Raw genomic sequence first — 24,572 nt, 5'->3', positions numbered from 1 at the left:
GCAACAGGGTCGGCCGACTCGGTTCGGGTGTCTTACTCAGGCGTCGTGGCCCGCTCAGGCGTCCTCGAGGCGGAAGCCCACCTTGAGGCCCACCTGGTAGTGCGCGACCTCACCGTCGACGATCTGGCCGCGCACCTGGGTGACCTCGAACCAGTCCAGGTGCCGCAGCGTCTGCCCGGCCCGCCTGATCGCGTTGCGGATCGCGGCGTCGACGCTCTCCGGTGAGGTGCCGACGATCTCTGTTACCCGGTACGTCCGGTCCGTCATGACAGTTCCTCCCGCGCCGCGATGAACATGCTTTGATCCTCCTTCCCGCCCGGCGTACCCGGCGAACGCCGTACGGGACGACGTGGATCACCCGGGCGCTTGCCCGGTTCGCCATGAGGACTACGGTGGGAAGGGTGAGGGTGAGACCGCCGATCCGGCGACGTGAGCGGCCCGTGGTGTACACGGTGACGGACGCCCGCCGGCCACTGTCCGAGGACATCGGCTACCGCGAGCGCCGCTACCTGATCACGATGGGCGTGCGGGCGCTGTGCTTCTTCCTGAGCATCATCTTCGCCGTGGCGCTCCCGGGCGCGTGGCGGTTGACGGCGATCGTCGCGCTGCTCGGCGCGGTGGTGCTGCCCTATGTCGCCGTCATCTTCGCCAATGGCGGCCGCGAGCCGGACTCGGCCTCCCGCTTCACCCCGTACGAGCCGAAGACCGGTGACCGAAAAGAGATTTCCGGCCCGCGCGATGAAATCGGCTCGTGACAATCTCTTGACTAACAGAGGGGGGGTTCGGTGTACGATTTGTTCCGGCGCTCTGGTCCCCCGTCGGAGCGCCCGTGCCGGTGTTCCGGGCCCCCGTCGGAACACCGATGATTGCGACGCCGGGAGGATTGCCCCCGTATCCTCCCGGCGTCGCCACTTTTCCAGCCTTATTCGGTGGTCGTGATTCCGCACCCGGACACGTCGCCGGGCCACGCGGACACACCGCCGGACCGCATGGTCGCGGCCCGGCGGCCGCCCGTCAGGCGTCGCGCCGCTTGAGCACGATCGCCGCGATCACCAGCAGCACCGCGGTCCAGACGCAGAAGACCCCGAAGCCCTGCCACGGCGTCAGGAGGTCGTCCTTGGCCTGGTGCGCCTGGGCGATGAGATGACCCGCCTCGGACGGCAGGTACGCGTGCACGTGCTTGCCGAAGCTGCCCGGGAGCAACTGGACCAGCGGCTCCAGGACGAGGACGAACCCGATCACGGCCGTGATGCCCGCCGCGGTGTGGCGGATGATCCCGCCGAGCGCCATCGCGAACAGGCCCAGCACGGCGAGGTACAGACCGCCGCCGATGACGGCGCGCAGGACCCCCGGGTCGCCGAGGGACACGGCGACCTTGGAATGGAGCATCGGCGCGCCGATGAAGAAGGAGGCGAACGACACCACCGTTCCGAGGACGAGGATCAGCAGCCCGAACACGGTCGCCTTGGCGACGAGCATGGGCAGCCTCCGGGGCACCGCCAGGAGGCTGGCCCGGATCATCCCGGTGGAGTACTCCGACGCCATCACCATGACGCCGAGGACGCACACGGTCAGCTGGCTGAGGAAGAAGCCGCTGCCGAGGATCGCGTTCGTCGGGTCGGCGACCGCGTTCGCGTGGTCCGCGGGCGACGCCTTGTCCCATTGGCTCACCATGATGCCCACGAAGAGGGCGGTGAAGCCCAGGTCGATGACGACCAGCAGGATCAGCGACCACACCGTCGAGCGCACTGATCTGATCTTGGTCCACTCGCTGAGCAGCAGGTGGTGGAAGCCCGGCCGGTGGTCGGCGGGAACGGCCGGCCCCGCCGTCGTGCTCGTGACGGTGGTCATCGCGGGTCTCCTTCGGCGTTCGGGGTCGATGCCGTGCCGTACTCGACGCTGTCGCGGGTCAGCTCCATGAACGCCTCCTCCAGCGAACCTCGCCGGGGGGTCAGCTCGTGCAGGACGAAGCCGCCGGCGGCGGCGAGCTCGCCGATGCGCGGAGCCTCCAGGTTGGAGACGAGCAGCACTCCGTCGCCGTCCAGGGTGGTCTTGCCGCCCTCTTCGCCGAGGACGGTGGCGAGCCGCTCCACGTCCGGGCTGCGGACGACCACCTGCTGCTCGGCGCTGCGCTCGATGAACTCCTCCGTCGAGCAGTCCGCGATGAGACGGCCCCGGCCGATGACGATGAGATGCTCCGCGGTGACCGCCATCTCGTTCATCAGATGGCTCGACACGAAGACGGTCCGCCCCTCACCCGCGAGGTACTTCATCAGGTTGCGGATCCACAGGATGCCCTCGGGGTCGAGACCGTTGACCGGCTCGTCGAGGATCAGCACGGACGGGTCGCCGAGCAGGGCCGCCGCGATGCCGAGCCGCTGGCCCATCCCCAGGGAGAAGCCTCCGGCGCGCTTGCGGGCGACCTCCCGCAGGCCGACCAGGTCGATGACCTCCTGGACCCGTTCGGCGCCGATGCCCTGGGTCTGGGCCAGGCACAGCAGGTGGTTGTAGGCGCTGCGCCCGGTGTGGACGGCCCGCGCCTCGAGCAGCGCCCCGACCACCGAGAGCGGCCGCGGCAGGTCCCGGTAGTGCCGGCCGTCGATGGTCGCGTCACCGCCGTCGGGCCGGTCGAGCCCGAGAAGCAGTCGCATCGTCGTCGACTTCCCGGCGCCGTTCGGTCCGAGGAATCCGGTCACCTTCCCGGGTTCGACGGTGAAGGAGAGATCCTGCACGGCGAGTTTGTCGCCGTAGCGTTTCGTGAGGTTCTTCGCCTCGATCATCAGCAGATCCTGAGTTTCGGGGACAGGGGACGTGAGCTCAATCACATTAGATGCTGCCTTATGTCAGCGGATCCACCCTTGGTATCTATCCGATCGCCGTCCGGCCATTTCCGGTCTCCGGCCGCCCGGGTGTGTCACATGAGGTGGAACGACCACGCCGGACCACCGTCCGCGCAGGGCCGACCTGGATCGGGCGGGCGCGTATCGAAGGGTCGTGCGCGGGTAACGGAATCCCCATGAATCGGTCAACCCGTCGTACGGTCCTCGTCGCCGGCGCCGCCAACCTCGTGGTCGCGGCGACCAAGCTGGTCGCCGGCCTGATCTCCGGGTCGAGCGCGATGCTCGCCGAGGCGGCCCACTCCCTCGCCGACACCCTCAACCAGCTCTTCCTGCTGACGTCGCTGCGGCAGAGCAACCGGCCGCCGGACCGCGACCACCCGTTCGGCTACGGGCAGGAGCGATACTTCTGGTCGCTGCTGGCGGCGTTCGGGATCTTCGTGGCCGGTGCCGGATTCTCCGTGTTCGAGGGCATCCTCGCGATGCTGCGGCCCCACGGCCACGAGGATCCGCTGGTCGCGTACATCGTGCTGGCCGTCTCGTTCGTGGCGGAGGGCATCTCGTTCGCCCGTGCCGTTCACCAGATGCGCCAGGAGGCCGCGGACCAGGGCCGGGAGGTCCTGGACCACGTCCGCCGCAGCCCGGACATGACGGTCAAGGCGGCGCTGTTCGAGGACACCGCCGCCGTCATCGGTCTCGTCCTCGCCGCGGGCGGTCTGGTCCTCACCCAGCTGACCGGCTCCTCGGTGTGGGACGGTGCCGCGTCCGTCGCGGTCGGCGTGCTGCTCATCGTCGTCGCGTACCGCCTCGGCCGCGACAGCAGGGACATGCTCATCGGCCACGCGGCCGACCCCGACGAGCAGCGGTTGATCGCCGAGGAGATCAACGCCACAGAGGGCGTCGACGACGTGGCCGAGCTGCTGACGATGCGGCTGGGCCCCGACCACCTCCTCATCGCGGCGCGGGCGAGCTTCGCCGACGACATGACCGCCGAACGGGTCGAGGAGATGGCCGAGGACATCGACCGGCGGGTCGGGGAGCGGCTGTCCGTGACCCCGCACGTGTTCATCGACCCGACGCGGCAGCGCGACGCCGGGCGGCGTCCGGGTTTCGGGTCGGGCGAACGGGTATACGGCCATTCGTGTTCGGACGAAGACGGCCAGGGAACGCGCGCGGACGACCCGGGCACGACCGTCGAACGTCCGGCCTGACGCGATCCGTCGTCGAGCCGGTGGTGTGGTGGGCGGCCCTGTACGTGGTCTACCTGGGGATCATCTCGACGGTCTCGGTGACCGAGCTCGTCGTCGGGGCCGCCGCGGCCGCGTTCTGCGCCACGGCGGCCGTCGCCACGCGGCGGGCCCTCCTGACCGACCTGGCGATCGGCCGCCCCCGGCTCCGTGTCCTGCTCCTGCTCCCCCCGCAGATCGTCCGCGACTCCGTGGTGCTGCTGCTACCGGCCCGGCACGGCCGGTTCGCCGAGATCCCGATGCGATCCGACCGCGACGGCGTGCTGACCCTCCTCCTGTCGCTGTCGCCGGGCACCTATGTCACCCGGGTCCGCCCGGACCGGGACACCCTTCAGGTCCACCGTGCGGAGGACCGCTCCTCCCCCGTCGAACGGGAGCTCACCCCATGATGACCGCCGCGCTGGTCCTGCTCGTCGCCGCCGTCGGGCCCGCTCTGCTCACGACCCTGTGGGGGGATCCGGCGGACCGGCTGACCGGACTCATCCTCGCGGGGCCGACGGCGACGATGGTCCTCCTGCTCCTGTCCGCCGCGTACCACCGGCCCGCCTACCTCGACGTGGCGCTGGTGCTCGGCCTGCTGTCGTTCGCGGGCTCGCTCGTCTACGCCCGCTTCATCGGACGGACCCTGTGAGCGCCGTACTGATCTGGGCCGGAGTCGCGGTCGCCGCGCTCAGCGCGCTCCGGCTCGCGCTGACCCGTGACCTGTTCGCACGGTTGCACTTCATCGGGCCGGCCGCGGTCCTGGCCGCCCCTCTGGTCGTCGCGGGACTCGCCCTGCGTCCGTGGTCGTCCTGGCACGACGTGTTCAAGCTCGTGTTCATCGGCGTGCTGCTCGTCGGCACCGGACCGGCGACCGTCGTCGCCACCGCACGCGCGCGGCGGGGCCCCGATGAGTGAGGCCGTCCTCGTCGTGGCCCTGGCGCTGGTCGTCGTCATGGCGACGGCGGTCGTGCTGACCCGCGACCCGGCCCGTCAGGCCATCGTGCTGTCCGCGTACGGGGTGACGCTCGGCGTCCTGTTCCTGGTCCTGCAGGCCCCCGACGTCGCGCTGTCCCAGATCGCCGTGGGCACGGTCGTGGTCCCCCTGGTGGTGATCCTGGCGATCCACGCGATCCGCAAGCAGCACGGGGAACGCCGGTGAGCCGCCGGACGCGGTTCGCCGTCTTCGCCGTCGGCGCGGCCGGTCTCGTGATCCTGTTCGTCCTGGCGGCGTTCCGCCTGCCGGACTTCGGCGGGCGGTTCCACCCGTACGGGGAGCGCGCCGTGACCTCGGCGATCGCCGAGAAGACGAAGAACGTCGTCTCGTCGGTCAACTTCGACCAGCGTGCCTTCGACACCGTCGGCGAGGAGCTGATCCTGTTCGCGTCCGCGCTGGGCGCCGTCATCCTGCTGCGCATGGTCCGGCGGGAGCGTGAAGAGGAGGCGGGCGAGCACGGGTACGGACCCGCCGACGTGTTCGACGCGCTCCGTCTCACGGGATATCTCCTGCTGCCGGTGACGCTCCTGGTCGGCGTGTACATCGTCGCGCACGGCCACCTCTCCCCCGGCGGCGGTTTCCAGGGCGGTGTCGTGCTCGGCACCGCCCTGCACCTCCTCTACCTCACCGGCGACTACCCGGCGCTGGCGCGTCTGCGTCCCGTACCGGTCTTCGAGTCGGCGGAGGCGCTCGGCGCGGGCGCCTTCGTGGTGCTCGGCCTGGCCGGCGCCGGGCTGCTGATACCGATGAACTCGGTGGTCGGGCTGGAGGTCGGCTGCGCGTTCGTCCTGGTGCTCGCCAAGTTCTTCGAGCAGGCCCTTCTCGTACGCACGGACGACGCGGGAACGGAGGACTCATGAGCGAGCGCCGCGAGCGAATCATGAGCACAGCGCCTCTGGTCACTCCTCCGACGAAGGAGGACGCATGAGCGAGCGCCGCGAGCGAATCATGAGCACAGCGCCTCTGGTCACTCCTCCGACGAAGGAGGACGCATGAGCCACCTGCCGTATCTCGCCGCCGGGTGGATCCTGCTCGCCGGGATCTTCGGCATGGTCACGAGCCGGAACCTCGTGCATGTCGTCGTGTGCCTGTCGGTGACGCAGTCGGCGACGTACGTCCTGCTGCTGGCCATCGGTTACCGCAAGGGCGGAACCGCGCCGGTGTTCTCCGACATCAAGCCCACCGGAAAGGTCGTCGACCCCGTCGTGCAGGCGATGACGCTGACCGACATCGTGGTGAACGCGACGGCGACGGCCCTGCTGCTCGCGCTGGCCGTCCAGGTCGCGAAGCGGCGCGGGACCATCGATCCGGACGAGCTCCGGCCGCTGGAGTGATGGTCCAGGCCGCGATCGCGGCGCCCGTCCTGATCGCGATCATGCTCGCCGCGGGAGGCCGCCGGCTGCCGCGCCCGGTCGTCGACGCGGTCGCGACCGGAACGATCCTCGCCGTGACGGTGCTGCTCGGCATCGTGCTGGCGACCGCGCTCCGGCACCCGGTCGTGACGTGGCTCGGGGGATGGCCGCCGCGCGGCGGCGTGAGCGTCGGGATCCCCCTCGTCGCCGACCCGATGTCGGCGGGTCTCGCTCTCCTCGTCGCCGTTCTGACGCTCGCGGCCCTGGTGTTCTCCTGGCGGTACCTGGTCGAGGTGCAGGCGATCTACCACGCGCTCATGCTCCTGTTCACCGCCGCGATGTGCGCGTTCGTGCTCACCGGCGACCTGTTCGACGCCTTCGTGTTCTTCGAGCTGATGAGCGTGATCGCCTACGTCCTGACCGGCTACAAGGCCGAGGAGCCGCGGACGGTGCACGGCGCGCTGAACTTCGGCGTGATCAACTCGCTCGGCGCGTACGTCACGCTGATGGGGATCGGGCTGCTGTACGCCCGGACCGGGCAGCTGAACTTCGCGGCCATGGGTGCGCGGCTCCCCGGTCAGGACCATCGCCTGGTGACCGTCGCGTTCGCGCTGGTCTGCACCGGTTTCCTGGTCAAGGCGGCGACGGCGCCCTTCCACTTCTGGCTGGCGGACGCGCACGCGGTCGCCCCCACACCGGTGTGCGTGCTCTTCTCGGGCGTCATGGTGGAACTGGGCGTCTACGCGATCGCGCGGACGTACTGGGCGACCTTCGCGGGAGCCGTCCCCGGAGCCCGTCCCGCCCTGGCCTTCCTCGGCGTCGTCACCGCCCTGCTGGGCGGGGTCATGTGCGTCCTGCAGCGGCACGTCAAGCGCCTGCTGGCCTACTCGACCGTCAGCCACGTCGGCGTCATCCTGCTCGGCGTCGCGGCGCTCGACCATGACTCCCTCGCCGGTGCCGCGTACTACCTGCTCGGGCACGCGGGCGTGAAGTCCGCGCTGTTCATCGCGGCGGGGACGCTGCTCAACCGGTTCGAGACCCTCGACGAACGTGAGTTGCACGGCCGCGGCCTCCGGTTGCGGGCGTCCGGTGCCGTCTTCCTGGTCGGCGGGCTGGGCCTGGCAGGGGTGCCGCCCTCGGGGCTGTGGGCCGGCAAGGCCGTCATGGACGAGGCCGCCCAGCGCGCCGGCTGGTGGTGGGCCGCGCCGGTCGGCGTGGTGGCGTCCGCGCTGACGGCGGGCGCGGTGCTGCGGGTCTGGCTCCGCGTCTTCCGGGGGGTGGGCCCGTCCGGCGGCGGGACGGCCGAGCACGAGGACAGCGAGACCGGGCCGAGGATGTCGCGCCTGCCCTGGACCATGCTCACGCCGGGCGTCATCCTCGCGGGCGGCGCCGTGCTGCTGGGCCTCATCCCCGGACTCCTCCACGGCGTCTCGCACGCGGCGGGGCTCTTCGTCGACCACGACGGGTACGTGTCGGCGGTGCTGTCCGGCGGCGCCTGGCACGCGGCGTCAGCGCCGCTCCATCCGTGGACGGCGGCCGGCCTCGTCGGCGGGGCGGCCGGGGTGGTCCTGGCGGCGGTGGTCGCCGTGCTGGGCCTACACCAGCCGGTGCCGCGCATCCTGCGGCCCGTGATCGATCGCCTGCGGGCGGCGCACTCCGGGCATGTCGGGGAGTACGCCGCGTGGCTCACCGCGGGAGTGGCGCTGTTCGGGCTGCTCCTGTTCACCGCGTAAGGGGCTCAGAGCCCCTGCACCGCCTAAGGGCTCGTTCACCGCGTCAGAGTGCCGGAGCCCGCTCACGGCTTGGGCGGCTCGAAGGCCGTTCACCACGTACGGGGTCCGGAGCCGGTCGCCGGCCGGCCGTCCAGCCCCGGGCCCCGGTGGTCGACCGGCCCGGGCCCGTACCAGCCGCCGAGCGGCGGAACGTCGGCCGGCTCGACGGACGGCCACACGGGCGTCGCCCGCCTGGCCCGCTCGACCTTGGTACCGAGGTCGTGAAGCGTGTCGGTGTCGCAGGCGCCGGCCAGCCGCGGGAAGAGGTTCGTCTCCTCGTCCGCGAGGTGTTCCCGGGTGGCCCCGATGAGGCGGCGGAACACCTCGTCGAACCGCGCGTCCGAGGGGTCGAGCCCGTCCAGCTCGTTGATCGTCTGCCGGGTCAGGGCATGGTCCGCGATCTTCTCCGCGGCGAGCCGGTCTCCGTCCGGCACGTGAGCCCGGACCGCCGGGTAGAGGTACTTCTCCTCCGCCTCGGCGTGGCGCATGAGCTCGGTGATCACGCTCGCCACGACATAGCGGCGTCGTCTGTCTCCGGGAGGGAGCGCGATGACGCGGACGAACATCTCCTTCACGCGACGGTGATCTCCGGTGAGCACGTCGATGACGTCCCGGGACCCACGATCGGACGGCACGTTGCCTCCTCATCCGCCGACCCCGGGCGAGCGACAGCCCCGCCCGCGCGGGATCGGCTGTCTGCTCAACCGTTGCGCCCCGCGTACCCGGACGCCCACAGCCCAAACAAATCACTACGAATACCCACAGTCAGGGTGAATGGCGTGAGCTGCGCGGCAGTCCGCACCGGTCCGGCCGGGGCGCGCCCGGTTCGCGGATCGGCCAGACTGGGGAGGTGACCGCTGCCGAACCCCTCCAGTGCTCCGCCAAGGGCTGCCGGGCCGACGCCCGGTGGGCACTGCGCTGGAACAACCCGAAGATCCACGATGCCGAACGGCGCAAGGTCTGGCTGGCCTGCGACGACCACAAGGAGCATCTGAGCACGTTCCTGGCACGACGCGGCTTCCTCCGCGACATGATCCCGGTCGACGATCTGCCTTAGCCGGCGGCAGCCTGCACGGCCACGCACCTGCACGGCCACACACCGGGATGGGAACGACGGCGGGCGGGAACACGACCTGCGTGAGCCCGCGGAGACGATTCGCATGGCCGGCGCGGGCCCGGGGGTTCGCCCGGCCGCTCCGTTCCGGGTGGGAGGTACGTCCGGCGGTCGCGCCACGGGCGGGGGCCGTCACGGCGGCCGTCATCCTGCTCGCGCTGGGCTCGGGGGCTGCTGACGCGTTCAGTTTCGTGGCGCTCGGCGCGGTGTTCACCAGCGTCATGACCGGCAACCTCGTGCTGCTCGGCGTCGCCGTCGTGCACGCCGACGCGGGCGGCGTCGTACGCTCCGCGGTCTCTCTGGCGGCGTACGCGGCCGGAGTGCTCGGCGCCGCCCGGTGGCTGCGGGACACGTCGCCCGCGGGCTCCGGGCCATGGCCGGGCCGGGTGATCACGGCGCTGGCCGCCGTGCCCACGGCGCAGACCGCCGTGCTCGCCGGCTGGCTCGCCGCGGCGGGCCGTCCCGGCACCGGCCCGCAGGTCGCGTTGATCGCCGTGGCCGCCGTGGCGATGGGCGTTCAGGGCACGGCGGTCAACGCCCTGGCCGTGAGCGGAGCCGCGACCACCTACCTCACCGGAACGCTGACCGCGCTCATGACCGAGACGGCCACCACCGGAGCACCGCACGTCATGCGACGGCGCGCCGCGGCGCTCGCGGCCGCGTTGAGCGGTGCGGCCCTGGAGGCGGCCCTGCTCGCCTGGCTGCGCCCGATCGCCCCGGCGCTGCCCCTGGCCGCCGCCCTCACGGCCGTGGCGGCCATGGCCGCGGGCCGGGGCGTTCCCCGGCCCCGGCGGTCATGAGGCTACGAGGGCCGGGCCTCACGGCGTGCGGGCCACTCGTTCGCGAGCGCGGTGACGCGGGCCGCAGCGTCCCGCGCGGGCTCGCCGCGGCCCACGGCCAGGCCGAGCAGGTAGGCCGTGAGAGGAGCGGCGGGCCGGGCCACGCCGTGCGCGACGTCGCGGGCCAGGTCGAGGACCAGATCACGGTCGACCTCCGCGCGGTCGATGCCGAGTTCGGCGCATGCCGTGTCGAGCCACTCGTCAAGCATTGTTCTCCTCGATCAGCCGGGACGCCTGCGCGACGTCGTCCTCCGTGTCACAGTCGTACCACGCGGGCCGGCGGCGTTCGGCGGCCCGTACGCGGACCGGATCGAGCGGCGTCATCAGCCCCCGCAGCGACGCACCGGGATATCCGGCCAGAGCGGTGCGCAGGGCCGCGGTCCGCCACATGCCGGTCAGCCACTGGGACCGGCCTTCGCCGTCGACGTACACCGCCCCGTCCCGGCCGCGGGCGCGTCGGTGCAGAGCCGCCACGTCGTCCGCGGTGAGGAACGGCAGGTCGGCGGCGAGTACGGCCACCCAGGGCTCCTCGACCCGCGCCAGACCGGCGCGGAGGGCGGGCACCGGCCCGCCTCCCGGCGGGTCCTCACGGACGCTGATCGCGGCGGGCAGCTCGGGGCGGCTCGGCCCGACGAGCACGATCCGCCGCGCGTCCGCCACGGCCGCGCCGACGCGCTCCACCAGCGTCCGCCCGCCGACGAGCAGGCCGGGCTTGTCGGCGCCGCGCAACCGTGACGCGGCCCCGCCCGCGAGGATCACGGCGTCGTACGCGTCATCCCTCGTCATGCGCGCTCTTGCCGCTCTCCCGCTCGTACGCGCTGAGATTCTGCTCGAGGGACTTCATCAGCTCCCAGACCTGGCTCGGCGGAATCCGCACCCGGGACACCACCTGCGCGGGGACGTGGACGTACGAGGCGCCGCTCTCGTCGTCCCGCATCACCTCCGGCGGGCGCACCGCCGTGGAGAAGTCAATGACGAACGAGTCCTGAGTGCGCCACACCGACGCGAACCCGGCGTACGCCCCCACCTCGTGCTCGGGCGGCACGGTTATCTCGACCCGGTGTTCCTGCGGCTGCTCGGTCACGCGTCCCTTTCTACCCGCCGATCGCGGACATCGGGCGCGCGGGCTGCAGGAAGCCGACGTCGTCGATGCCGTGACCGGCGCGCTTGGCCGCCACCGCGGCCGTCCAGCGCTCGGCGAGGTCGTCGTCCGAGGCGCCGGACCGCAGGGCGGCGCGCAGGTCGGACTCCTCCCGGGCGAACAGGCAGTTGCGGATCTGGCCGTCCGCGGTCAGCCGGACGCGGTCGCACGCTCCGCAGAACGGCCGGGTGACCGAACCGATGACGCCGACCCGCGCGGGGCCGCCGTCGACGACGAACGTCTCGGCCGGCGCGCTGCCGCGTACGGCCGTGTCGTCCGGCACGAGCGTGAACTCCGGCGCGAGCCGGTCGAGGATCTCGTCGGCGGTCACCATGTCCTCCCGCCGCCAGCCGTGCTGGGCGTCGAGCGGCATCTGCTCGATGAACCGCAGCTCGTACCCGTGCTCCAGGCAGAACCGCAGGAGGTCCGCGGCCTCGTGGTCGTTGACGCCGCGCATCAGCACGGTGTTCACCTTCACCGGCCGCAACCCGGCCCGCTGCGCCGCGGCGAGCCCGGCGAGGACGTCCGCCAGCCGGTCCCGGTGCGACAGGCGTACGAAGGTGTCGCGGTCAAGGGTGTCGAGGGAGACGTTCACCCGGTCGAGGCCGGCCTCGCGCAGCGGCTCGGCCAGGCGGACGAGCCCGATGGCGTTCGTGGTCAGCGACACCTGCGGGCGCGGGCGCAGCGCCGTGGTGCGGGCGACGATGTCGACCAGACCGCGGCGCAGCAGCGGCTCGCCTCCGGTGTAGCGGACCTCGGTGATGCCGAGGCGCTCGACGCCCACCCGCACGAGCCGGACGACCTCGTCGTCGGTGAGCAGCTCCGGCTTGGGCAGCCACTCGAGGCCTTCGGGGGGCATGCAATACGTGCAACGCAGGTTGCACCGGTCGGTGAGGGACACGCGAAGGTCCGTGGCCACCCGGCCGAACCCGTCCATCAACAAGGACGAACCCCCTCTTTCGATACGGACACTCAAGCCTATGCCGTCGCGCCGACAACGCGCGGCCGCCGCCGGGCCCTCCCGGACAACCGTCCTCATCACTTATCCCGAAATCGCCCCTCGTACCGCCCCTCTAAATGATCATGGTCTCTGGACGGGGCACCCGTCCCTCCCGCGCGCAGCGGGAGCCGTATCCGATGGAGAGTGAGAGTCACCCAGGTGAAGCTCAGCACCACGCTCGCGATGACCGGCGTCGCCGGCGCCATCGCGGTAGCCGGTCTCGCGTCACCGGCGCAGGCCGCGACGACGGCGAAGGCGCCGGCCTGCTCGGTCGCCAAGAACAAGCTGGTCCTCCAGTTCGCCCACGGCTACGTCGTGGGCAAAAAGGTCGACCAGCCGCTATCGATCAGCACGAAGAGCAAGAAGACCTGCCTGCTCAGCGGCCGGCCGGTCGTACGGCTGCTGAACAAGAAGCACAAGGTCATCGGCGTCTACCAGGGCGCCAAGGGCCAGGCCCTGGTCGGTGCCGGGCGAGAGGCGGTGTTCCATCTGACCTTCACGACGGGCGGCAAGCACCCCTTCCACCCGGCGTACGTCCGGGTCACGGTGTCGCCCAAGGCCGGAACCTTCAAGACGATCCGCTGGACCTCGAACACCCCGAGCTCCAAGAAGATCAAGGTAGGCGCCCTCAAGCCCTGGCTGGACTGAGCACCCCGTAGCCGTCCCCGTCTTCCCGGCGGGGACGGCTCTACGGCTCCCGGTGAGCCGTTCAAGGCGCTCGCCGGGCCCGGCGGAGATTTTGTGCTTTGCCCGCATGCCGCTCATCCGCCCGCCGGCTACATCGCAGGGTTGACGCCTCGGAGTATGGTCCGGTCTCGGACAAGAGCTGAGCCGACTCCTGTCAGGACCAGGCGTGCCGCCGTACCAGGGCATGCTCCCGCTCGGGTGCTTCGGTTCACGAACCGGAGTCGGCGGGTGTGCGGCCGACGGCCAGGATGTGGGAGCTGGAGGCGATGAGAGCAGGGTCGGACTCGGCGATACGGGCGGCGGTGAGGGCCGATTCGAGCAACGGAGAGTCGGTCGGCGACTCGCCGGTATGCGTCTCGATGCCCTTGAGCGTAGGCCACGCCGGTCCTTCGATTCCGTAGAGCCGGACGTCGGTGAACCCGGCGTCGATCACCTCCGTCCTGAGCTCGTCGGCGGTGTGGAAGTACGCGGTCGTGAATCCGAGCCGGCCGTCATGGCGTCCAGATGCGAGCACGGGAAGCAGGCTGTCAGCGGAGTCCGGTTCCAGACGAGCGGTCGCCGCCAGGTCGAGCAGCCCGGCGTGCCTGCTGATCGCTGCAGCCGCCATCAACCCGGAAGGCCGGAGCACCCTCCGTGCTTCGCGCAGGGCCTGGATGCGGTCGGTCCGCTCAGTCAGGTGATAAAGGGGGCCGAGCAAGAGAACAGTGTCGTACGAGCTGTCCGTGGCCGTAAGGGCTCGGGCATCGCCGAGCTCGGCGGTACACGCGGTCGAGGCAAGGGCTTGCTGTAGGTGTCGTTCGACCGGATCGACCAGGTGCACCGTATAGCCGTGGGAGACGAGCCACCGCGCGTGGACCCCAGGACCGCCTCCCACGTCGAGCACGGCGGCCGGTGCTGCGGGCAGATGGCGTCGAAGCAGCTCCTGGGTGCGGAGGAGCTCCAGCCGCCCGTGCGCCACGGACGACAGGCGAAACACCTCGTCGTAGGCCGAGGTGTAGTAATCGATGATCTCTGGCGCGACCTCAGGTGTCTCCATCGCCCAATCCTTGCCTCGCGCGGCCACCCCCCACGTCATGGATACGCCGGAGCCGTCCCCACCTTCCCGGTGGGGACGGCTCAACGGCTCCCGGTGAGCCCTTCGAGGTCCCCGCCGGGCCGCGACCCGGCGGGAATCTCTCAGCCCTTCACGCAGATCAGCTGGCGCAGGTGGGCGACGACCTCCACGAGGTCGGACTGCGCCTCGATCACGGACTCGATGTCCTTGTACGCCCCCGGGATCTCGTCGATCACCCCGGAGTCCTTCCGGCACTCCACGCCCCTGGTCTGCTCGATCAGGTCGTCCACGGTGAACGAGCGCTTCGCCTGGTTACGGCTCATCCGCCGGCCCGCGCCGTGCGACGCGGAGTTGAACGCCTTCTCGTTGCCGAGGCCGCGCACGATGTACGTGCCGGTCGCCATCGAGCCGGGGATGATGCCGAGGTCGCCGTCGCCCGCGCGGATCGCGCCCTTGCGGGTGACGAGCAGCTCGACATCGTCGTAGACCTCCTCGGCCACGTAGTTGTGGTGGCAGGAGATGACGTCCTCCCAGCGGACCCGCTTGCCGGCGAAGAACCGCGTGACGACGTTCTGCGTGAGGGCCATCATCACGGCGCGGTTGCGCCGCGCGTAGTCCTGCGCCCAGAACAGGTCCCGGCGGTACTCCTCCATCCTGCGCGTGCCGTTGACGAAGACCGCCAAGTCGCGGTCGGGCAGATCCTGGTTGTGCGGCAGGCGCATCGCGGCCTCGATGTGGTACTCCGCCAGTTCCTTGCCGATGTTGCGGGAGCCGGAGTGCAGCACGATCCAGACCGAGCCCTCGTCGTCGGCGCACACCTCCAGGAAGTGGTTGCCCGAGCCGAGCGTGCCGAGCTGCGATGACGCCTTGCCCCGGCGGGACCGCGCCACCGGCGCCAGCTCGTCGTACCGGCTCCAGAAGTCGTACCAGCCGCGTTCCTTGAGCCCGGGGATCGCGGACGGGTCGATGGGCGTCTTGTGCGCCCCGCGCCCCACCGGGACGGCCTTCTCGATCTTCGCGCGCAGGCGGCTCAGATCCTCGGGGAGGTCCTCGACCGTGAGGCTGGACTTGACCGCGGTCATCCCGCAGCCGATGTCCACCCCGACCGCGGCCGGCGCGACGGCGTCGCGCATCGCGATCACCGAGCCGACCGTCGCGCCCTTTCCGTAGTGCACGTCGGGCATGACCGCGAGGCCGTGCACCCACGGCAGGTTGGACACATTGCGCAGCTGGTCGAGCGCGACCGTCTCGACGTCCGCCGGGTCGGTCCACATCCGGATCGGAACGTGGCCGCCCTTCATCGTGCGGTACGGCATCACCATCTCCTCTCCAGATCATCGGTGAGCCGGGTCTATGACGCCAGACAGGCGGTGCCCGGTTCAACCGAATTAATGCCCGGTGGGAGGTCTCAGCGGACGCGGCGCCGGTCCCCGGCGCGTTCGGTGAGGCCCCGCCGGTCGAGGTGTTCCAGCAGCGGGACGGCGACCCGCCGGCTGGTGCCGAGCGCGCGGCGGGCCTCGCTGACCGTGAACGGCTGCGGCAGCCCGGCCAGCAGGCGGGCGGCGTCGGTGTCCGCTCCGGGCAGCAGGACGATGCCGTCGGCGATCCTCAGCAGCGCGCCCGCGCGTACGGCGGCGGCGAGGGCGCGGCCGGTGAGGCCCAGCTCCGCGAGCCGGCCGGCCTCCGGAGCGTGGAACGGGTCCTTCTCGAGATCGTCGCGCAGCCGCCGGAGCGCGCCCGCCACCGGCGCCGGGAGGCCGGCCTCGGCCGGACCGCGCACCCGGCCGCCGTCCAGGCGGAGCGGCGGGCGGGCCAGCGCGTCGACCAGCCGCCGGTCGGGCACGCCCAGCAGGCCGCGCGCCGCTTCGACCGGGAGCCCCGGGTCGAGCGGGTCGGCGGCGTCGTGGCGCTCGACCTCCTCGGCCAGCCTGCGGCGCAGCCCCGCCCAGTGCTCCGGGTCGGCGAGCCAGTCCCCGGCGACCGGCTCGCCCTCGGGGGCGACGCCCATGGCCTGGAGGTCGGGAATTCGGACCAGGCCGTACCGGCGCAGCAGTGCCCCGGCGTCCGGGACCCCGGCCGCCAGTTCGCGGGCGCGGTCGACGGCGGCGCCGCGCCGCCGCAGCACCGGGGGCCGTACGTCGAGGACGGTCACCCCCGCGACGCGCCGGGCGCCGGGGTCGCGCAGGAGCGCGCGGTCGCCGATGTGCAGCGGCAGCGGCCGGGTCAACGCCAGCCGTGCCGTGTCCTCCCCCAGTGGACGGAGGCGTACGGGGACGGCGGCGGAGCCGATGTGCAGGACCGGCTCGCGGGGCAGCGCCGACGCCTCGGTCCCGTGGACGCGGACGTCGACGAGATCGGTGACGGTCCACTCGTCGCTCGTCAGCGCCATGCCGCGCGCGACCTGGTCGCGGTCGACGCCGCGCAGGTTGATCGCGACCCGGGCGACGGCGGAGACGGTCTCGGTGGTCTCCTTCAGCGTCTGCAGGGCCCGGACGCGTACCGGGCGGCCGTCGAGCCGCAGTTCGTCGCCGACGCGGAGCGTCCCCGCGGGCAGGGTGCCGGTGACCACCGTGCCGCTGCCCTTGATCGTGAACGCCCGGTCCACCCAGACACGTACGGGCGCGGTGGCGTCGGGGGCGGGAAGGCGGGCGACGAGCCGGTCGAGGGCGTCCCGCAGGGCGGGCAGCCCCTCGCCCGTGGCGCCGCTCACGGTGACCGCCTCGACCCGCCCGAGGCCGGTACGGGCGATCTCCGCCGCCGCCTCGTCGCGGGCGGCGGCGGGGTCGGCGAGGTCGGCGCGGGTGACGACGAGCAGGCCGTGGCGGACGCCGAGGGCGTCGATCGCCGCGAGGTGCTCGGCGGACTGCGGCATCCAGCCCTCGTCGGCGGCGACCACGAACATGACGGCGGGCACCGGCCCGACGCCGGCCAGCATGGTGGTGACGAACCGCTCGTGGCCCGGCACGTCGACGAGCGCGATCCGGTCCCCCGACGGCAGCGTCGTCCAGGCGTACCCGAGGCCGATGGTCATGCCGCGCCGGCGCTCCTCGGCCCACCGGTCCGGCTCCATCCCGGTCAGCGCCCGTACGAGCGTGGACTTGCCGTGGTCGACGTGGCCCGCGGTGGCGATCACGTGCATGGGCGTTCCTCCCCCGCCGCGACCGCCCGTTCGATCCGCCGCGCCAGTTCGCCGTCGTCGAGGTCGGCGGGAACGGTACGAAGGTCGAGGAGGAGACGGCCGGACTCCAGCCGTCCGACGACGCCGGCCCGGCGGAGCGGGACGGCGTACGACGCCGGCAGGCTGACGGCCGCGCTGGGCAGTCCGACCCCGGGCGCTCCCCCGCCGCCGACCCGGGCGGTCGACTCGACGGCCAGCGCGTCGTGCTCCGGGAGGCCCTTGGCGAGCCGCTCGGCCCGCAGGCGCAGGACGCGAACGTCCGCGTGCAGGGCCTCGTCGGTGGGCGTACGGGGACCGCGGACGGTGGCCTCCAGCGCGGCGAGGGTCAGCTTGTCGACGCGGAGCGCACGGGCGAGGGGGTGGCGCCGCAGGCGTTCGACGAGGTCCGTGCGGCCGAGGAGCACGCCGGCCTGCGGGCCGCCCAGCAGCTTGTCGCCGCTGGCGGTGACGAGGTCGGCGCCGTCCCGCAGGGCGGTGGCGGCGTCCGGCTCTTCGGGCAGGGCCGGGTCCGGGGCGAGCAGCCCGGAGCCGATGTCGACCACGACCGGGACGCCGAGCCCCGCCAGCTCGCGCACCGGCGCCTGCGCGGTGAACCCCTCGATGCGGAAATTGGACGGGTGCACCTTGAGCACGAACCCCGTCTCGGGGCCGACCGCGGCCGCGTAGTCGGCGGCGGTCGTGCGGTTGGTCGTGCCGACCTCGCGAAGCCGTGCGCCGGTGGAGACGAGCAGGTCGGGGAGGCGGAAGCCGTCCCCGATCTCCACCATCTCGCCGCGGCTGATGACGATCTCCCGGTCGCGGCCGAGGGCGGTGGAGGCCAGCACCAGGGCGGCCGCGTTGTTGTTGACGACGTGGGCCGCTTCGGCGGCCGGGCACGCCTCCAGGAGTGCGGCCAGGGCGCCGCCGCCTCGCCGGGCCCGGCGCCCCGTCTCCAGGTCGTACTCGACGTCCGTGCAGCCGGCGGCGGCGAGCACCGCCTCCCGGGCTGCGGCGGACAGCGGGGCGCGGCCCAGGTTGGTGTGCAGCAGGACGCCCGTCGCGTTGATCACCGGGCGCAGCGTCGCGGCGTGGGACGGCAGGGCCGCCACGGCCGCGTCGGCGACGCTCTCGGCGGCGATCTCGCCGCGCCGCGCCCGCTCCTGCGCCGCCACGACGGCGGACTTCACGATCCCCCGCCCCAGCCGGAGACTCGCCTCGGCGAGCCGCGGGTCGGCGAGCACGGCGTCCGTACGCGGAACCCGGCGTCGAGAGTCCATGGCAGAAACCTATGACCAGCACGGCCCCGGACGCCAAGACGGCTCGGCCCCCGGTCGCCGCGTCTCCCGCCGCCGTACGCCTGCCGGGGAGCCCCGGCCCCGGGGGGCGCCTCCCCGGGGCCGGAGGGGCGCCTCCCCGGGGAGCCCCGGCCCCGGGGGGGCGCCCCTCCGGCCCCCTTCACGCCTCGGACACTCCCCTCCCGCCCCGTCCCCGGGCGTCGTTCTCCCGCCTTCCCGGCCTCCGGACGTTCCGCCGGCGCTCAGGACGCCCCTGCGGTGTCCCTCAGGCGCGCGGATGAACGAAGATCGTCCGGTGACCGTACTGTTCAGCCGCAGCGATCTGGAGACGCTCCTCGACCCCCGGGCGTGCCTGGACGCGCTCCGCGCGGGCTTCCTGGCGTCCTCCGGCCCCGTACGGCCCCAGCGTGTCCGGACGGACCTGCCCGGGCCCGGCACCGCGACCGCGCTCATCCCCGGCCTCATCGAGGGCGTGCCGGCCTACACGGTGAAGGTCAACGCCAAGTTCCCGGACGCGACGCCCGCGTTGCGGGGTGTCGTCTGCCTGCACGACCTGCGGACCGGGGAACTGCTCGCGCTGCTCGACTCGGCCACGGTGACCGCCTGGCGCACCGGCCTGGCCGCGGCGCTGGGCACCGACGCGCTCGCCCGGCCAGACGCGGACACCGTCGCCGTCATCGGAGCGGGCGCCCAGGCCGACCTCGTGGTCACCGGCCTGCGCCGCCTGCGGCCGATCCGCGAGCTGGTCGTCACCGACATCTCCCCGGAGCGGGCCGCCGCCTTCGCCGCCCGGCACGGTGGCCGGGCGGTGCCGACGCGGGCCGGGCAGGGTGTCCCGTCCGGCGTCGCGGAGGCGGGCATCATCGTGACGGCGACCTGGGCGAGAACACCGCTGCTGCACGCCGGTGACGTCGGCGCGGGTGCGCACGTCACCTCCCTCGGCGCGGACGAGCCCGGCAAGGCGGAGATCTCGGCCGATCTGCTGCGGGCGAGCCGTACGTTCGTCGACGACCTCGACCTCGCCGTCGCGATGGGAGCGCTCGGCAACGCCGGTCTCGGGCGCGAGCACGCGGCCGGTGTGCTCGCGGACGTGCTGCGCGGCGTGGCCCCGGGTCGCACGGACCCGTCCGAGGTCACCGTCTACGCGCCCGTCGGCCTGCCGTGGCAGGACCTGGCGCTCAGCTGGGCGGCCTACCGGGCCGCGGGACCGGCCAGGCGGTTCGACTTCCTCGGCTGAGCGCGTTCCCCGGCCGGGTACCGCCGTTCTCCGGCGAGCGCTCGTCGGTCCGGGAGCGGCGTGGCGGCCGATCCCGATCGGTCCACTTCCCTCGCCGCGCCGCGAGGGAAGTGGGCCGTCATTACTGCTATTCACGCACAAACGCTCACAATATTGCTATTGCGAGCGATACAAGTTATTCGTCGTTTTTCAGTTGTGGCGCTACTCCGCCGCCCGAGCCACGTCGTCCTCCGACGCGGCCTGCGGCACCGACGCGACCTCGACGCATGCGCCGTTGGCCATGCTCCGAGACCCTTTGCGCCAGATGACGCCGGGATGCCTGGTTGCCTGGTCCATCATTATCACCCCCCTTCGGTATTTATTAAGATCCCCACGCATCCCGGGCGATCCTGGAGATCATTTCCACGGATTCGGCAGGCGGGAGCGCCTCTGCACTGAGTCGTTCGAAACTGAGCCGATGCCGGTAGGTCTCGGTCTCTTCTTCGAGATACGAGCAGCCGTTCTGATGCTCGATATAGATCACATCATGGAACTTGATGCCCCCGACCTGCGGGAACTGCAGAAGCGTGAAGGACCCCGTGGCGATCGGATGGGGCCCATCAAGTGGAAGCACTTGAAGTGTGACGTTGGGCAGCTCGGCCAGCTCCACGAGACGTTCGAGCTGCTCGCGCATGACGCTCGCGTCTCCGTACCGGCGCACCAGCGTCGACTCGTCCAGGACGAGGGACAGCCGCAGCGGCGTCTCGCGCTTGAGCACGGACTGCCGCGCCAGCCGAGTCTCCACACGCGCGTCGACCCGGCTCGGCGGGATGACCTCGATCGAGTGCGACCACTGCTCGACGGCCGAGGCGTACGCCTCCGTCTGCAGCAGGCCGGGCACGACCTGGGTCTCCCACTGGAGGATCTCCTCCGCCTCCATCTCGAGCCCGATGTAGGAGGCGTACTGCTCGGGGAGGGCGTCCGAATACGCCTCCCACCAGCCCTTTCGAACGGCGTCCCGGGCCAGCTGGAGCAGTTGGTCCCGATAGGAGCCCTCGACACCGTAGAGATCCAGCAAGCTCCTCACGTCTCCCAGACGGGGGGCTTGGCGGGCATTCTCGATACGGCTGACCTTCGATGCCGACCATCCGAGTCGGTCGGCGACGTCATCGCCGGTCAGTTCGGCTCTTTCGCGGAGGCGGCGCAACTCGGTTGCCAGTCTGCGGTTACGAACCGTGCCACTTCCGGGCCCGGGCACCTTGTTCCTCCCCAGCCGACCGGCGAGACCTCACCGGTCGAGCGTTACTACCTCAGCATAGCCGTTATAGAGGTCGGCCGTAATAGTGTCAAGAAATCGCCGTCACACCATTTAGTGAAACTTGCGATGCAAATATACCTTAGCGGACGCGACGCGGCGAGCCGGATCGCCCGGATGGGCGATCCGATTCCTACCCCGCATACATAGCAGCCCATCCGCCCGTTCGGCCCCGCAGCCTCCCATCTTGTGACGCTGCCCACATCACCTTTCGCTCAGGCGTCCTGGGGTTCGTCGGCGAGGTACGGGGGGGCGGGCTCGTACTGGATGTATCGGCGCACGGCCCGGGCGTGCTGCCTGCCGTGCAGCCGGCCGATCAGCCACAGCGCCATGTCGATGCCGGCCGAGACGCCCTGACTGGTGACGAGGTTCCCGTCGACCACGTAACGCGCGTCGCGTACGACGGTGACGTCCCCTCGTGCCTGCAACGTGTCCTCGAAGGCGTGGTGCGTCGCCACCCGGCGCCCCCGCGCATGCCCGGCCTCGTGCAGGAGGAGCGCGCCCGTGCAGACGCCGGTGACCCAGGACGCGCCGGTCCGTCCGATCCAGTCGATCAGGGTCGGGTTGGACACCTCGCGCCGGGTGCCCTGGCCGCCGGGCACCAGCAGGACGTCCAGGGGCGGGTGGTCGCCGAAGGAGTGGTCGGCCAGCACCCGGAGTCCCTTGCTGCACCGCACTACGCCGGACTTCTCCGCGATGGTCACCGCGATGTCGGCTCCGTCGCGGAGCATCGAGGAGGCGGTGAAGACCTCCCACGGTCCCACGACGTCCAGTTCCTCCACGTCGTCGAACAGCAGTAGTCCATAAGTGGTCACGCGCACTCCCTGGTCGATCGGAAACGGTGCCGGTAGTCGGACGGGGGAACGCCGACATGCCGGTGGAACGCCCGGCGCAGCGTCTCGGCGGTTCCGAAGCCGCACCGCCGGGCGATGGCCTCGACCGGGTCGTCCCCCTCGGCCAGCGCACGGCGCGCCGCCTCCACACGGACCCGTTCGACGTACGCCGCCGGCGGCACGCCGAGTTCGGCGGTGAACCGGCGCTGCAGGTGACGAGGGCTCAGCCCGGCCCTCTCGGCGAGGTCCCCGATGCCGTGGCGGGCCCCCGGAGACGCGTGCACCGCGTCGACGACGGCGCGGATCGGGTCGCTCGACGGCTGCGCCGACCACAGGGGGACGCTGAACTGCGACTGGCTCCCCGGCCGGCGCAGGAACATGACCAGCTCGCGGGCCACCTCGTGGGCGACGTCGCGGCCGAGATCCTCCTCGACCAGCGCGAGGGCCAGGTCCATGCCCGCCGTCACGCCCGCGGACGTCCAGAACCTGCCGTCCCGGATGAAGATCGGATCGCAGTCGACGATCAGCTCCGGATGTTCGGCGGCGAGCTGGTCGCGGCGCTTCCAGTGGGTCGTGACCCGCCGGCCGCGCAGCAGTCCCGCCGCCGCCGGCAGGAATACCCCGCTGCACACGGACGTGACACGCCGGGCCGTGGCCCCCGCCGCCGCGATCCAGCCGACCAGCGCGGAGTTCAGGCGGGCCGCGTCGACGCCCGCGCCGCCCACCACGACGAGCGTGTCGACACCGCCGGGGTCGACGTCGTCCACCCCGAACTCGGCGTACACGGGCAGGCCGCTCCGCGAGCGTACGAGCCCGGCCCGCGGAGCGACGATCCGCGACCGGTATCCCGCGTGGTCGAACACCTCGTACGGTCCGGTGAGGTCGAGCGACTGGAAGCCGTCGAAGACGACGAAACAGATCGGGGGCGCGTCCACCTCCCCAGGCTCGCCCGCCGCTCGCGATGGCGTCAACGACGGGTACCCCACGGATCACGCCATCGCGCCGCCCGCGTCCGGCTCCGATACCGTCGGACGATGATCGGCCCCAGGAACGCCGCGCCCGAGCCTCCGCAGACGATGAGCGATCCCGCCGAGCTGCTCGCCGCGTACCTCGACTTCTACCGGGACGCCGTCCTGCGCAAGCTGGACGGCCTGTCCGAGCGGCGACTGCGCGGCAGCGTGCCGCCCAGCGGATGGACCCCTCTGGAGCTGCTCAAGCACCTGGCCCACGTCGAACGGCGGTGGCTGGAATGGGGGTTCGCCGGGGAGCCGGTCCGGGAGCCCTGGGGCGACGACGGGCCGGACGGCCGGTGGCACGTCGCCGACGGCGAGAGCGTCGAGGAGGTCGTGGCGTTCTTCGCCGAACAGTGCCGGCGGTCCCGGAAGATCGTCGCGGCGGCCCGCCTGACCGACGTGGCGTCCGACGGCGGCCGGTTCGCGCGGCCGGCGGTCCGGCCGACGCTGGGCCGGATCCTGTTCCACCTGCTGCAGGAGTACGCGCGGCACGTCGGGCAGCTCGACGTCGTACGCGAGCTGATCGACGGAACGGTCGGCGAATGACGGATCCCTCGACGCCGCGGTACGGGAGCCGATCGGACTGAGCCGTCCGTACGCCGTCAGGGCCGCGCGAGCCGTCACGGGTAGGCGAGCGGTCACGGCTCCGCGAGCGGTCACGGCTCCGCGAGCGGTCACGGCTCCGCGAGCGGTCACGGCTGCGCGAGCGGTCAGGGTGCCGCGGGGCGCCTCGCGGTGAGCTCCGGCTGGTCGAGCACGACGCCCTCGTGGCGCCACAGCCGCCGTACCCCGTCCCGCAGGCGGGCGTCGGCGCGGGCACGGGCGACGAACTCCTCCGCGGTACGGGCGCCGGTCAGGCGTGCCAGGCGGGGAGACGCCGCGAGGAGCCCCGTCAGCAGCTCGGGCTGTCCGGCCAGGCCGATCGGGGCGCCGTCCTCGCCGGTCAGGCAGCCGTGCCGCCCGGCGTACAGGTCACAGATGAACGGCCCCCGGCCGGGCAGTTCCGCGGTCACCGACGCCGGCAGCCGTGTCCGGTGGTAGTTCGGCTCCGTACGGTCGACGGCCGTCAGCTGCTCGTCGTCGAGCCACAGGACGATCAGTTCGGTGCTCGCGCCCGGGCTGAGCACCGGGACGGCGGGCACGTATCCCGGCCGGCTCACGTGCGCGGACGCCCCGGCGGTCAGCCCGGACACGCGGGCGTACGTCATGGGGACGACCACGCGCGTCCACCGTGCGAGCTTCCTCACGAGCTGGGCGGGCGAGGCGTTCGACCCGATGGCGAGCACCGGCCGGCGTTCGGCCATCACCGGCCTGCCGCAGGCTCTCAGCGCGTCGTCCAGTGGGATCTCCGGCCCGCCGAACACGTGCGGCGGCACCGCCGACGCATCGATGAGCCAGTCCCCGGGTGGTGGCTGCGCGGCCGGTCGAACCGCCGAGCCGGCGTCATGGACCGCCGTGCCGGCCGCGGCCTCGGGAGCGGCAGCGGTTGCCCGAGGGTGGGCGACGTCCGTTGGGGCATCGGAGGCGACGCGTGTCGCGGCATCGGCGGCGGGGTCCGGCCGGGCAGGCGGGCGAACGACGAGCGGTGCGGACGCGGCGCGCATGCCGAGGAAACATCCGTCGACCAGAAGCCCGGATCCGGGCGGGCGGCGCCCGGGATAGGTGAGGGGCCGGGCGATGGGGTCCTCGGCATAGCCGAGGGCATGGAGCTCGCGTCCGGGGGC

31 protein-coding genes are annotated in these 24,572 nt (G+C 72.3%); 14 read left to right on the top strand and 17 right to left on the bottom strand.

Annotated elements, in window-relative coordinates:
• Window positions 1-54 precede the first annotated feature (54 nt).
• Window positions 55-267, bottom strand: a complete 213-nt coding sequence (locus NDW01_RS38775; protein WP_252783578.1) for a dodecin — start codon at window positions 265-267, stop codon at window positions 55-57.
• A 185-nt stretch (window positions 268-452) separates the two neighbouring features.
• Here NDW01_RS38775 and NDW01_RS38770 point away from each other — a divergent pair, with 185 nt between their 5' ends.
• Window positions 453-755 (top strand): DUF3099 domain-containing protein, encoded by a 303-nt coding sequence (locus NDW01_RS38770; protein WP_252783579.1) that lies wholly within the window; start codon window positions 453-455, stop codon window positions 753-755.
• A gap of 259 nt (window positions 756-1,014) precedes the next feature.
• On the opposite strand, the gene NDW01_RS38765 is transcribed toward NDW01_RS38770, so the two are convergent.
• Together NDW01_RS38765 and NDW01_RS38760 are read right to left on the bottom strand one after the other, a co-directional pair.
• Complete coding sequence (locus NDW01_RS38765; RefSeq protein ID WP_252829443.1) at window positions 1,015-1,851, bottom strand: ABC transporter permease; 837 nt, start codon at window positions 1,849-1,851, stop codon at window positions 1,015-1,017.
• Entirely contained in the window at window positions 1,848-2,780 is a 933-nt protein-coding gene (locus tag NDW01_RS38760; RefSeq protein WP_252829441.1) for an ABC transporter ATP-binding protein, read from the bottom strand. Before NDW01_RS38760 ends, NDW01_RS38765 begins: the two co-directional genes overlap by 4 nt.
• Window positions 2,781-3,016: 236 nt before the next feature.
• Here NDW01_RS38760 and NDW01_RS38755 point away from each other — a divergent pair, with 236 nt between their 5' ends.
• The 8 genes from NDW01_RS38755 to NDW01_RS38720 all read left to right on the top strand — a co-directional run bounded on the left by NDW01_RS38755 (window position 3,017) and on the right by NDW01_RS38720 (window position 8,145).
• On the top strand, window positions 3,017-4,048 hold the full coding sequence (locus tag NDW01_RS38755) for a cation diffusion facilitator family transporter (protein ID WP_252829440.1): 1,032 nt from the start codon (window positions 3,017-3,019) through the stop codon (window positions 4,046-4,048).
• 20 nt (window positions 4,049-4,068) lie between these two features.
• Complete coding sequence (locus tag NDW01_RS38750) at window positions 4,069-4,473, top strand: Na+/H+ antiporter subunit E (RefSeq protein WP_252829438.1); 405 nt, start codon at window positions 4,069-4,071, stop codon at window positions 4,471-4,473.
• Window positions 4,470-4,715: a monovalent cation/H+ antiporter complex subunit F gene (locus NDW01_RS38745; RefSeq protein ID WP_252829437.1), complete on the top strand. Its 246-nt coding sequence runs from the start codon at window positions 4,470-4,472 to the stop codon at window positions 4,713-4,715. The genes NDW01_RS38750 and NDW01_RS38745 overlap by 4 nt, the downstream gene beginning before the upstream one ends.
• On the top strand, window positions 4,712-4,981 hold the full coding sequence (locus tag NDW01_RS38740; protein ID WP_252783585.1) for a monovalent cation/H(+) antiporter subunit G: 270 nt from the start codon (window positions 4,712-4,714) through the stop codon (window positions 4,979-4,981). Before NDW01_RS38745 ends, NDW01_RS38740 begins: the two co-directional genes overlap by 4 nt.
• Complete coding sequence (locus NDW01_RS38735; RefSeq protein WP_252829435.1) at window positions 4,974-5,225, top strand: DUF4040 domain-containing protein; 252 nt, start codon at window positions 4,974-4,976, stop codon at window positions 5,223-5,225. Before NDW01_RS38740 ends, NDW01_RS38735 begins: the two co-directional genes overlap by 8 nt.
• Entirely contained in the window at window positions 5,222-5,920 is a 699-nt protein-coding gene (locus tag NDW01_RS38730; RefSeq protein ID WP_252829433.1) for an MnhB domain-containing protein, read from the top strand. The genes NDW01_RS38735 and NDW01_RS38730 overlap by 4 nt, the downstream gene beginning before the upstream one ends.
• A 132-nt stretch (window positions 5,921-6,052) precedes the next feature.
• Window positions 6,053-6,394, top strand: coding sequence for a sodium:proton antiporter (locus tag NDW01_RS38725; RefSeq protein WP_252829431.1), 342 nt, complete (start codon window positions 6,053-6,055; stop codon window positions 6,392-6,394).
• Window positions 6,394-8,145 (top strand): complex I subunit 5 family protein, encoded by a 1,752-nt coding sequence (locus NDW01_RS38720; protein WP_252829429.1) that lies wholly within the window; start codon window positions 6,394-6,396, stop codon window positions 8,143-8,145. Before NDW01_RS38725 ends, NDW01_RS38720 begins: the two co-directional genes overlap by 1 nt.
• An 89-nt stretch (window positions 8,146-8,234) precedes the next feature.
• Here the strand turns inward: NDW01_RS38720 and NDW01_RS38715 are convergent, their stop codons facing one another.
• Window positions 8,235-8,819, bottom strand: coding sequence for a hemerythrin domain-containing protein (locus NDW01_RS38715; protein ID WP_252829427.1), 585 nt, complete (start codon window positions 8,817-8,819; stop codon window positions 8,235-8,237).
• 215 nt (window positions 8,820-9,034) lie between these two features.
• On the opposite strand from NDW01_RS38715, the gene NDW01_RS38710 reads away from it, so the two are divergent.
• On the top strand, window positions 9,035-9,241 hold the full coding sequence (locus NDW01_RS38710; protein WP_252829426.1) for a hypothetical protein: 207 nt from the start codon (window positions 9,035-9,037) through the stop codon (window positions 9,239-9,241).
• A 47-nt stretch (window positions 9,242-9,288) separates the two neighbouring features.
• The gene (locus NDW01_RS38705) at window positions 9,289-10,098 is read left to right on the top strand and encodes a YoaK family protein (RefSeq protein ID WP_252829425.1); all 810 of its coding nucleotides are present in this window, start codon (window positions 9,289-9,291) and stop codon (window positions 10,096-10,098) included.
• 2 nt (window positions 10,099-10,100) lie between these two features.
• Here the strand turns inward: NDW01_RS38705 and NDW01_RS38700 are convergent, their stop codons facing one another.
• From NDW01_RS38700 to moaA, 4 genes are read right to left on the bottom strand one after another with little or no spacing between them, the layout of a single operon-like run.
• The gene (locus NDW01_RS38700; protein WP_252783593.1) at window positions 10,101-10,346 is read right to left on the bottom strand and encodes a DUF6457 domain-containing protein; all 246 of its coding nucleotides are present in this window, start codon (window positions 10,344-10,346) and stop codon (window positions 10,101-10,103) included.
• A complete protein-coding gene (gene mobA, locus NDW01_RS38695; RefSeq protein ID WP_252829424.1) occupies window positions 10,339-10,923 on the bottom strand; it encodes a molybdenum cofactor guanylyltransferase in 585 nt (194 codons plus the stop codon). The genes NDW01_RS38700 and mobA overlap by 8 nt, the downstream gene beginning before the upstream one ends.
• Window positions 10,910-11,221 carry a DUF3467 domain-containing protein gene (locus tag NDW01_RS38690; protein WP_252783595.1) on the bottom strand — a complete coding sequence of 104 codons (312 nt, stop codon included), beginning with the start codon at window positions 11,219-11,221 and terminating at the stop codon, window positions 10,910-10,912. The genes mobA and NDW01_RS38690 overlap by 14 nt, the downstream gene beginning before the upstream one ends.
• A gap of 10 nt (window positions 11,222-11,231) precedes the next feature.
• On the bottom strand, window positions 11,232-12,221 hold the full coding sequence (gene moaA / locus NDW01_RS38685; RefSeq protein ID WP_252829423.1) for a GTP 3',8-cyclase MoaA: 990 nt from the start codon (window positions 12,219-12,221) through the stop codon (window positions 11,232-11,234).
• Between the two features lie 216 nt (window positions 12,222-12,437).
• Between moaA and NDW01_RS38680 the strand changes: the two genes are divergently transcribed.
• The gene (locus tag NDW01_RS38680; protein ID WP_252829422.1) at window positions 12,438-12,926 is read left to right on the top strand and encodes a DUF4232 domain-containing protein; all 489 of its coding nucleotides are present in this window, start codon (window positions 12,438-12,440) and stop codon (window positions 12,924-12,926) included.
• Between the two features lie 247 nt (window positions 12,927-13,173).
• On the opposite strand, the gene NDW01_RS38675 is transcribed toward NDW01_RS38680, so the two are convergent.
• The 4 genes from NDW01_RS38675 to selA all read right to left on the bottom strand — a co-directional run bounded on the left by NDW01_RS38675 (window position 13,174) and on the right by selA (window position 18,453).
• Window positions 13,174-14,028, bottom strand: a complete 855-nt coding sequence (locus NDW01_RS38675; protein WP_252829421.1) for a class I SAM-dependent methyltransferase — start codon at window positions 14,026-14,028, stop codon at window positions 13,174-13,176.
• A gap of 113 nt (window positions 14,029-14,141) precedes the next feature.
• A complete protein-coding gene (locus NDW01_RS38670; protein ID WP_252829420.1) occupies window positions 14,142-15,335 on the bottom strand; it encodes an RtcB family protein in 1,194 nt (397 codons plus the stop codon).
• A 92-nt stretch (window positions 15,336-15,427) separates the two neighbouring features.
• Complete coding sequence (gene selB, locus NDW01_RS38665; protein WP_252829418.1) at window positions 15,428-17,158, bottom strand: selenocysteine-specific translation elongation factor; 1,731 nt, start codon at window positions 17,156-17,158, stop codon at window positions 15,428-15,430.
• Window positions 17,149-18,453: an L-seryl-tRNA(Sec) selenium transferase gene (selA, locus tag NDW01_RS38660; RefSeq protein WP_252829417.1), complete on the bottom strand. Its 1,305-nt coding sequence runs from the start codon at window positions 18,451-18,453 to the stop codon at window positions 17,149-17,151. The genes selB and selA overlap by 10 nt, the downstream gene beginning before the upstream one ends.
• A gap of 313 nt (window positions 18,454-18,766) precedes the next feature.
• Between selA and NDW01_RS38655 the strand changes: the two genes are divergently transcribed.
• A complete protein-coding gene (locus NDW01_RS38655; RefSeq protein ID WP_252829415.1) occupies window positions 18,767-19,708 on the top strand; it encodes an ornithine cyclodeaminase family protein in 942 nt (313 codons plus the stop codon).
• A gap of 201 nt (window positions 19,709-19,909) precedes the next feature.
• Here NDW01_RS38655 and NDW01_RS44570 read toward each other — a convergent pair whose 3' ends face one another.
• The 4 genes from NDW01_RS44570 to NDW01_RS38635 form a co-directional block, all read right to left on the bottom strand.
• Window positions 19,910-20,044: a DUF397 domain-containing protein gene (locus tag NDW01_RS44570; RefSeq protein ID WP_406567802.1), complete on the bottom strand. Its 135-nt coding sequence runs from the start codon at window positions 20,042-20,044 to the stop codon at window positions 19,910-19,912.
• A gap of 25 nt (window positions 20,045-20,069) precedes the next feature.
• Window positions 20,070-20,945, bottom strand: a complete 876-nt coding sequence (locus tag NDW01_RS38650) for a helix-turn-helix domain-containing protein (protein WP_252783604.1) — start codon at window positions 20,943-20,945, stop codon at window positions 20,070-20,072.
• Window positions 20,946-21,217: 272 nt separating this feature from the next.
• The gene (locus NDW01_RS38640; RefSeq protein ID WP_252829413.1) at window positions 21,218-21,817 is read right to left on the bottom strand and encodes a DJ-1/PfpI family protein; all 600 of its coding nucleotides are present in this window, start codon (window positions 21,815-21,817) and stop codon (window positions 21,218-21,220) included.
• A complete protein-coding gene (locus NDW01_RS38635; protein ID WP_252829411.1) occupies window positions 21,814-22,770 on the bottom strand; it encodes a GlxA family transcriptional regulator in 957 nt (318 codons plus the stop codon). Before NDW01_RS38635 ends, NDW01_RS38640 begins: the two co-directional genes overlap by 4 nt.
• Window positions 22,771-22,869: 99 nt before the next feature.
• Here NDW01_RS38635 and NDW01_RS38630 point away from each other — a divergent pair, with 99 nt between their 5' ends.
• Window positions 22,870-23,394 (top strand): DinB family protein, encoded by a 525-nt coding sequence (locus tag NDW01_RS38630; protein ID WP_252829410.1) that lies wholly within the window; start codon window positions 22,870-22,872, stop codon window positions 23,392-23,394.
• A gap of 164 nt (window positions 23,395-23,558) precedes the next feature.
• Here the strand turns inward: NDW01_RS38630 and NDW01_RS38625 are convergent, their stop codons facing one another.
• Window positions 23,559-24,224, bottom strand: a complete 666-nt coding sequence (locus tag NDW01_RS38625; RefSeq protein WP_252829408.1) for a hypothetical protein — start codon at window positions 24,222-24,224, stop codon at window positions 23,559-23,561.
• Window positions 24,225-24,572: the final 348 nt, after the last annotated feature.

The organism is Actinoallomurus soli (assembly GCF_024055715.1).
GTDB lineage: Bacteria > Actinomycetota > Actinomycetes > Streptosporangiales > Streptosporangiaceae > Actinoallomurus > Actinoallomurus soli.
This window is presented reverse-complemented; position numbering and strand designations above follow the sequence as displayed.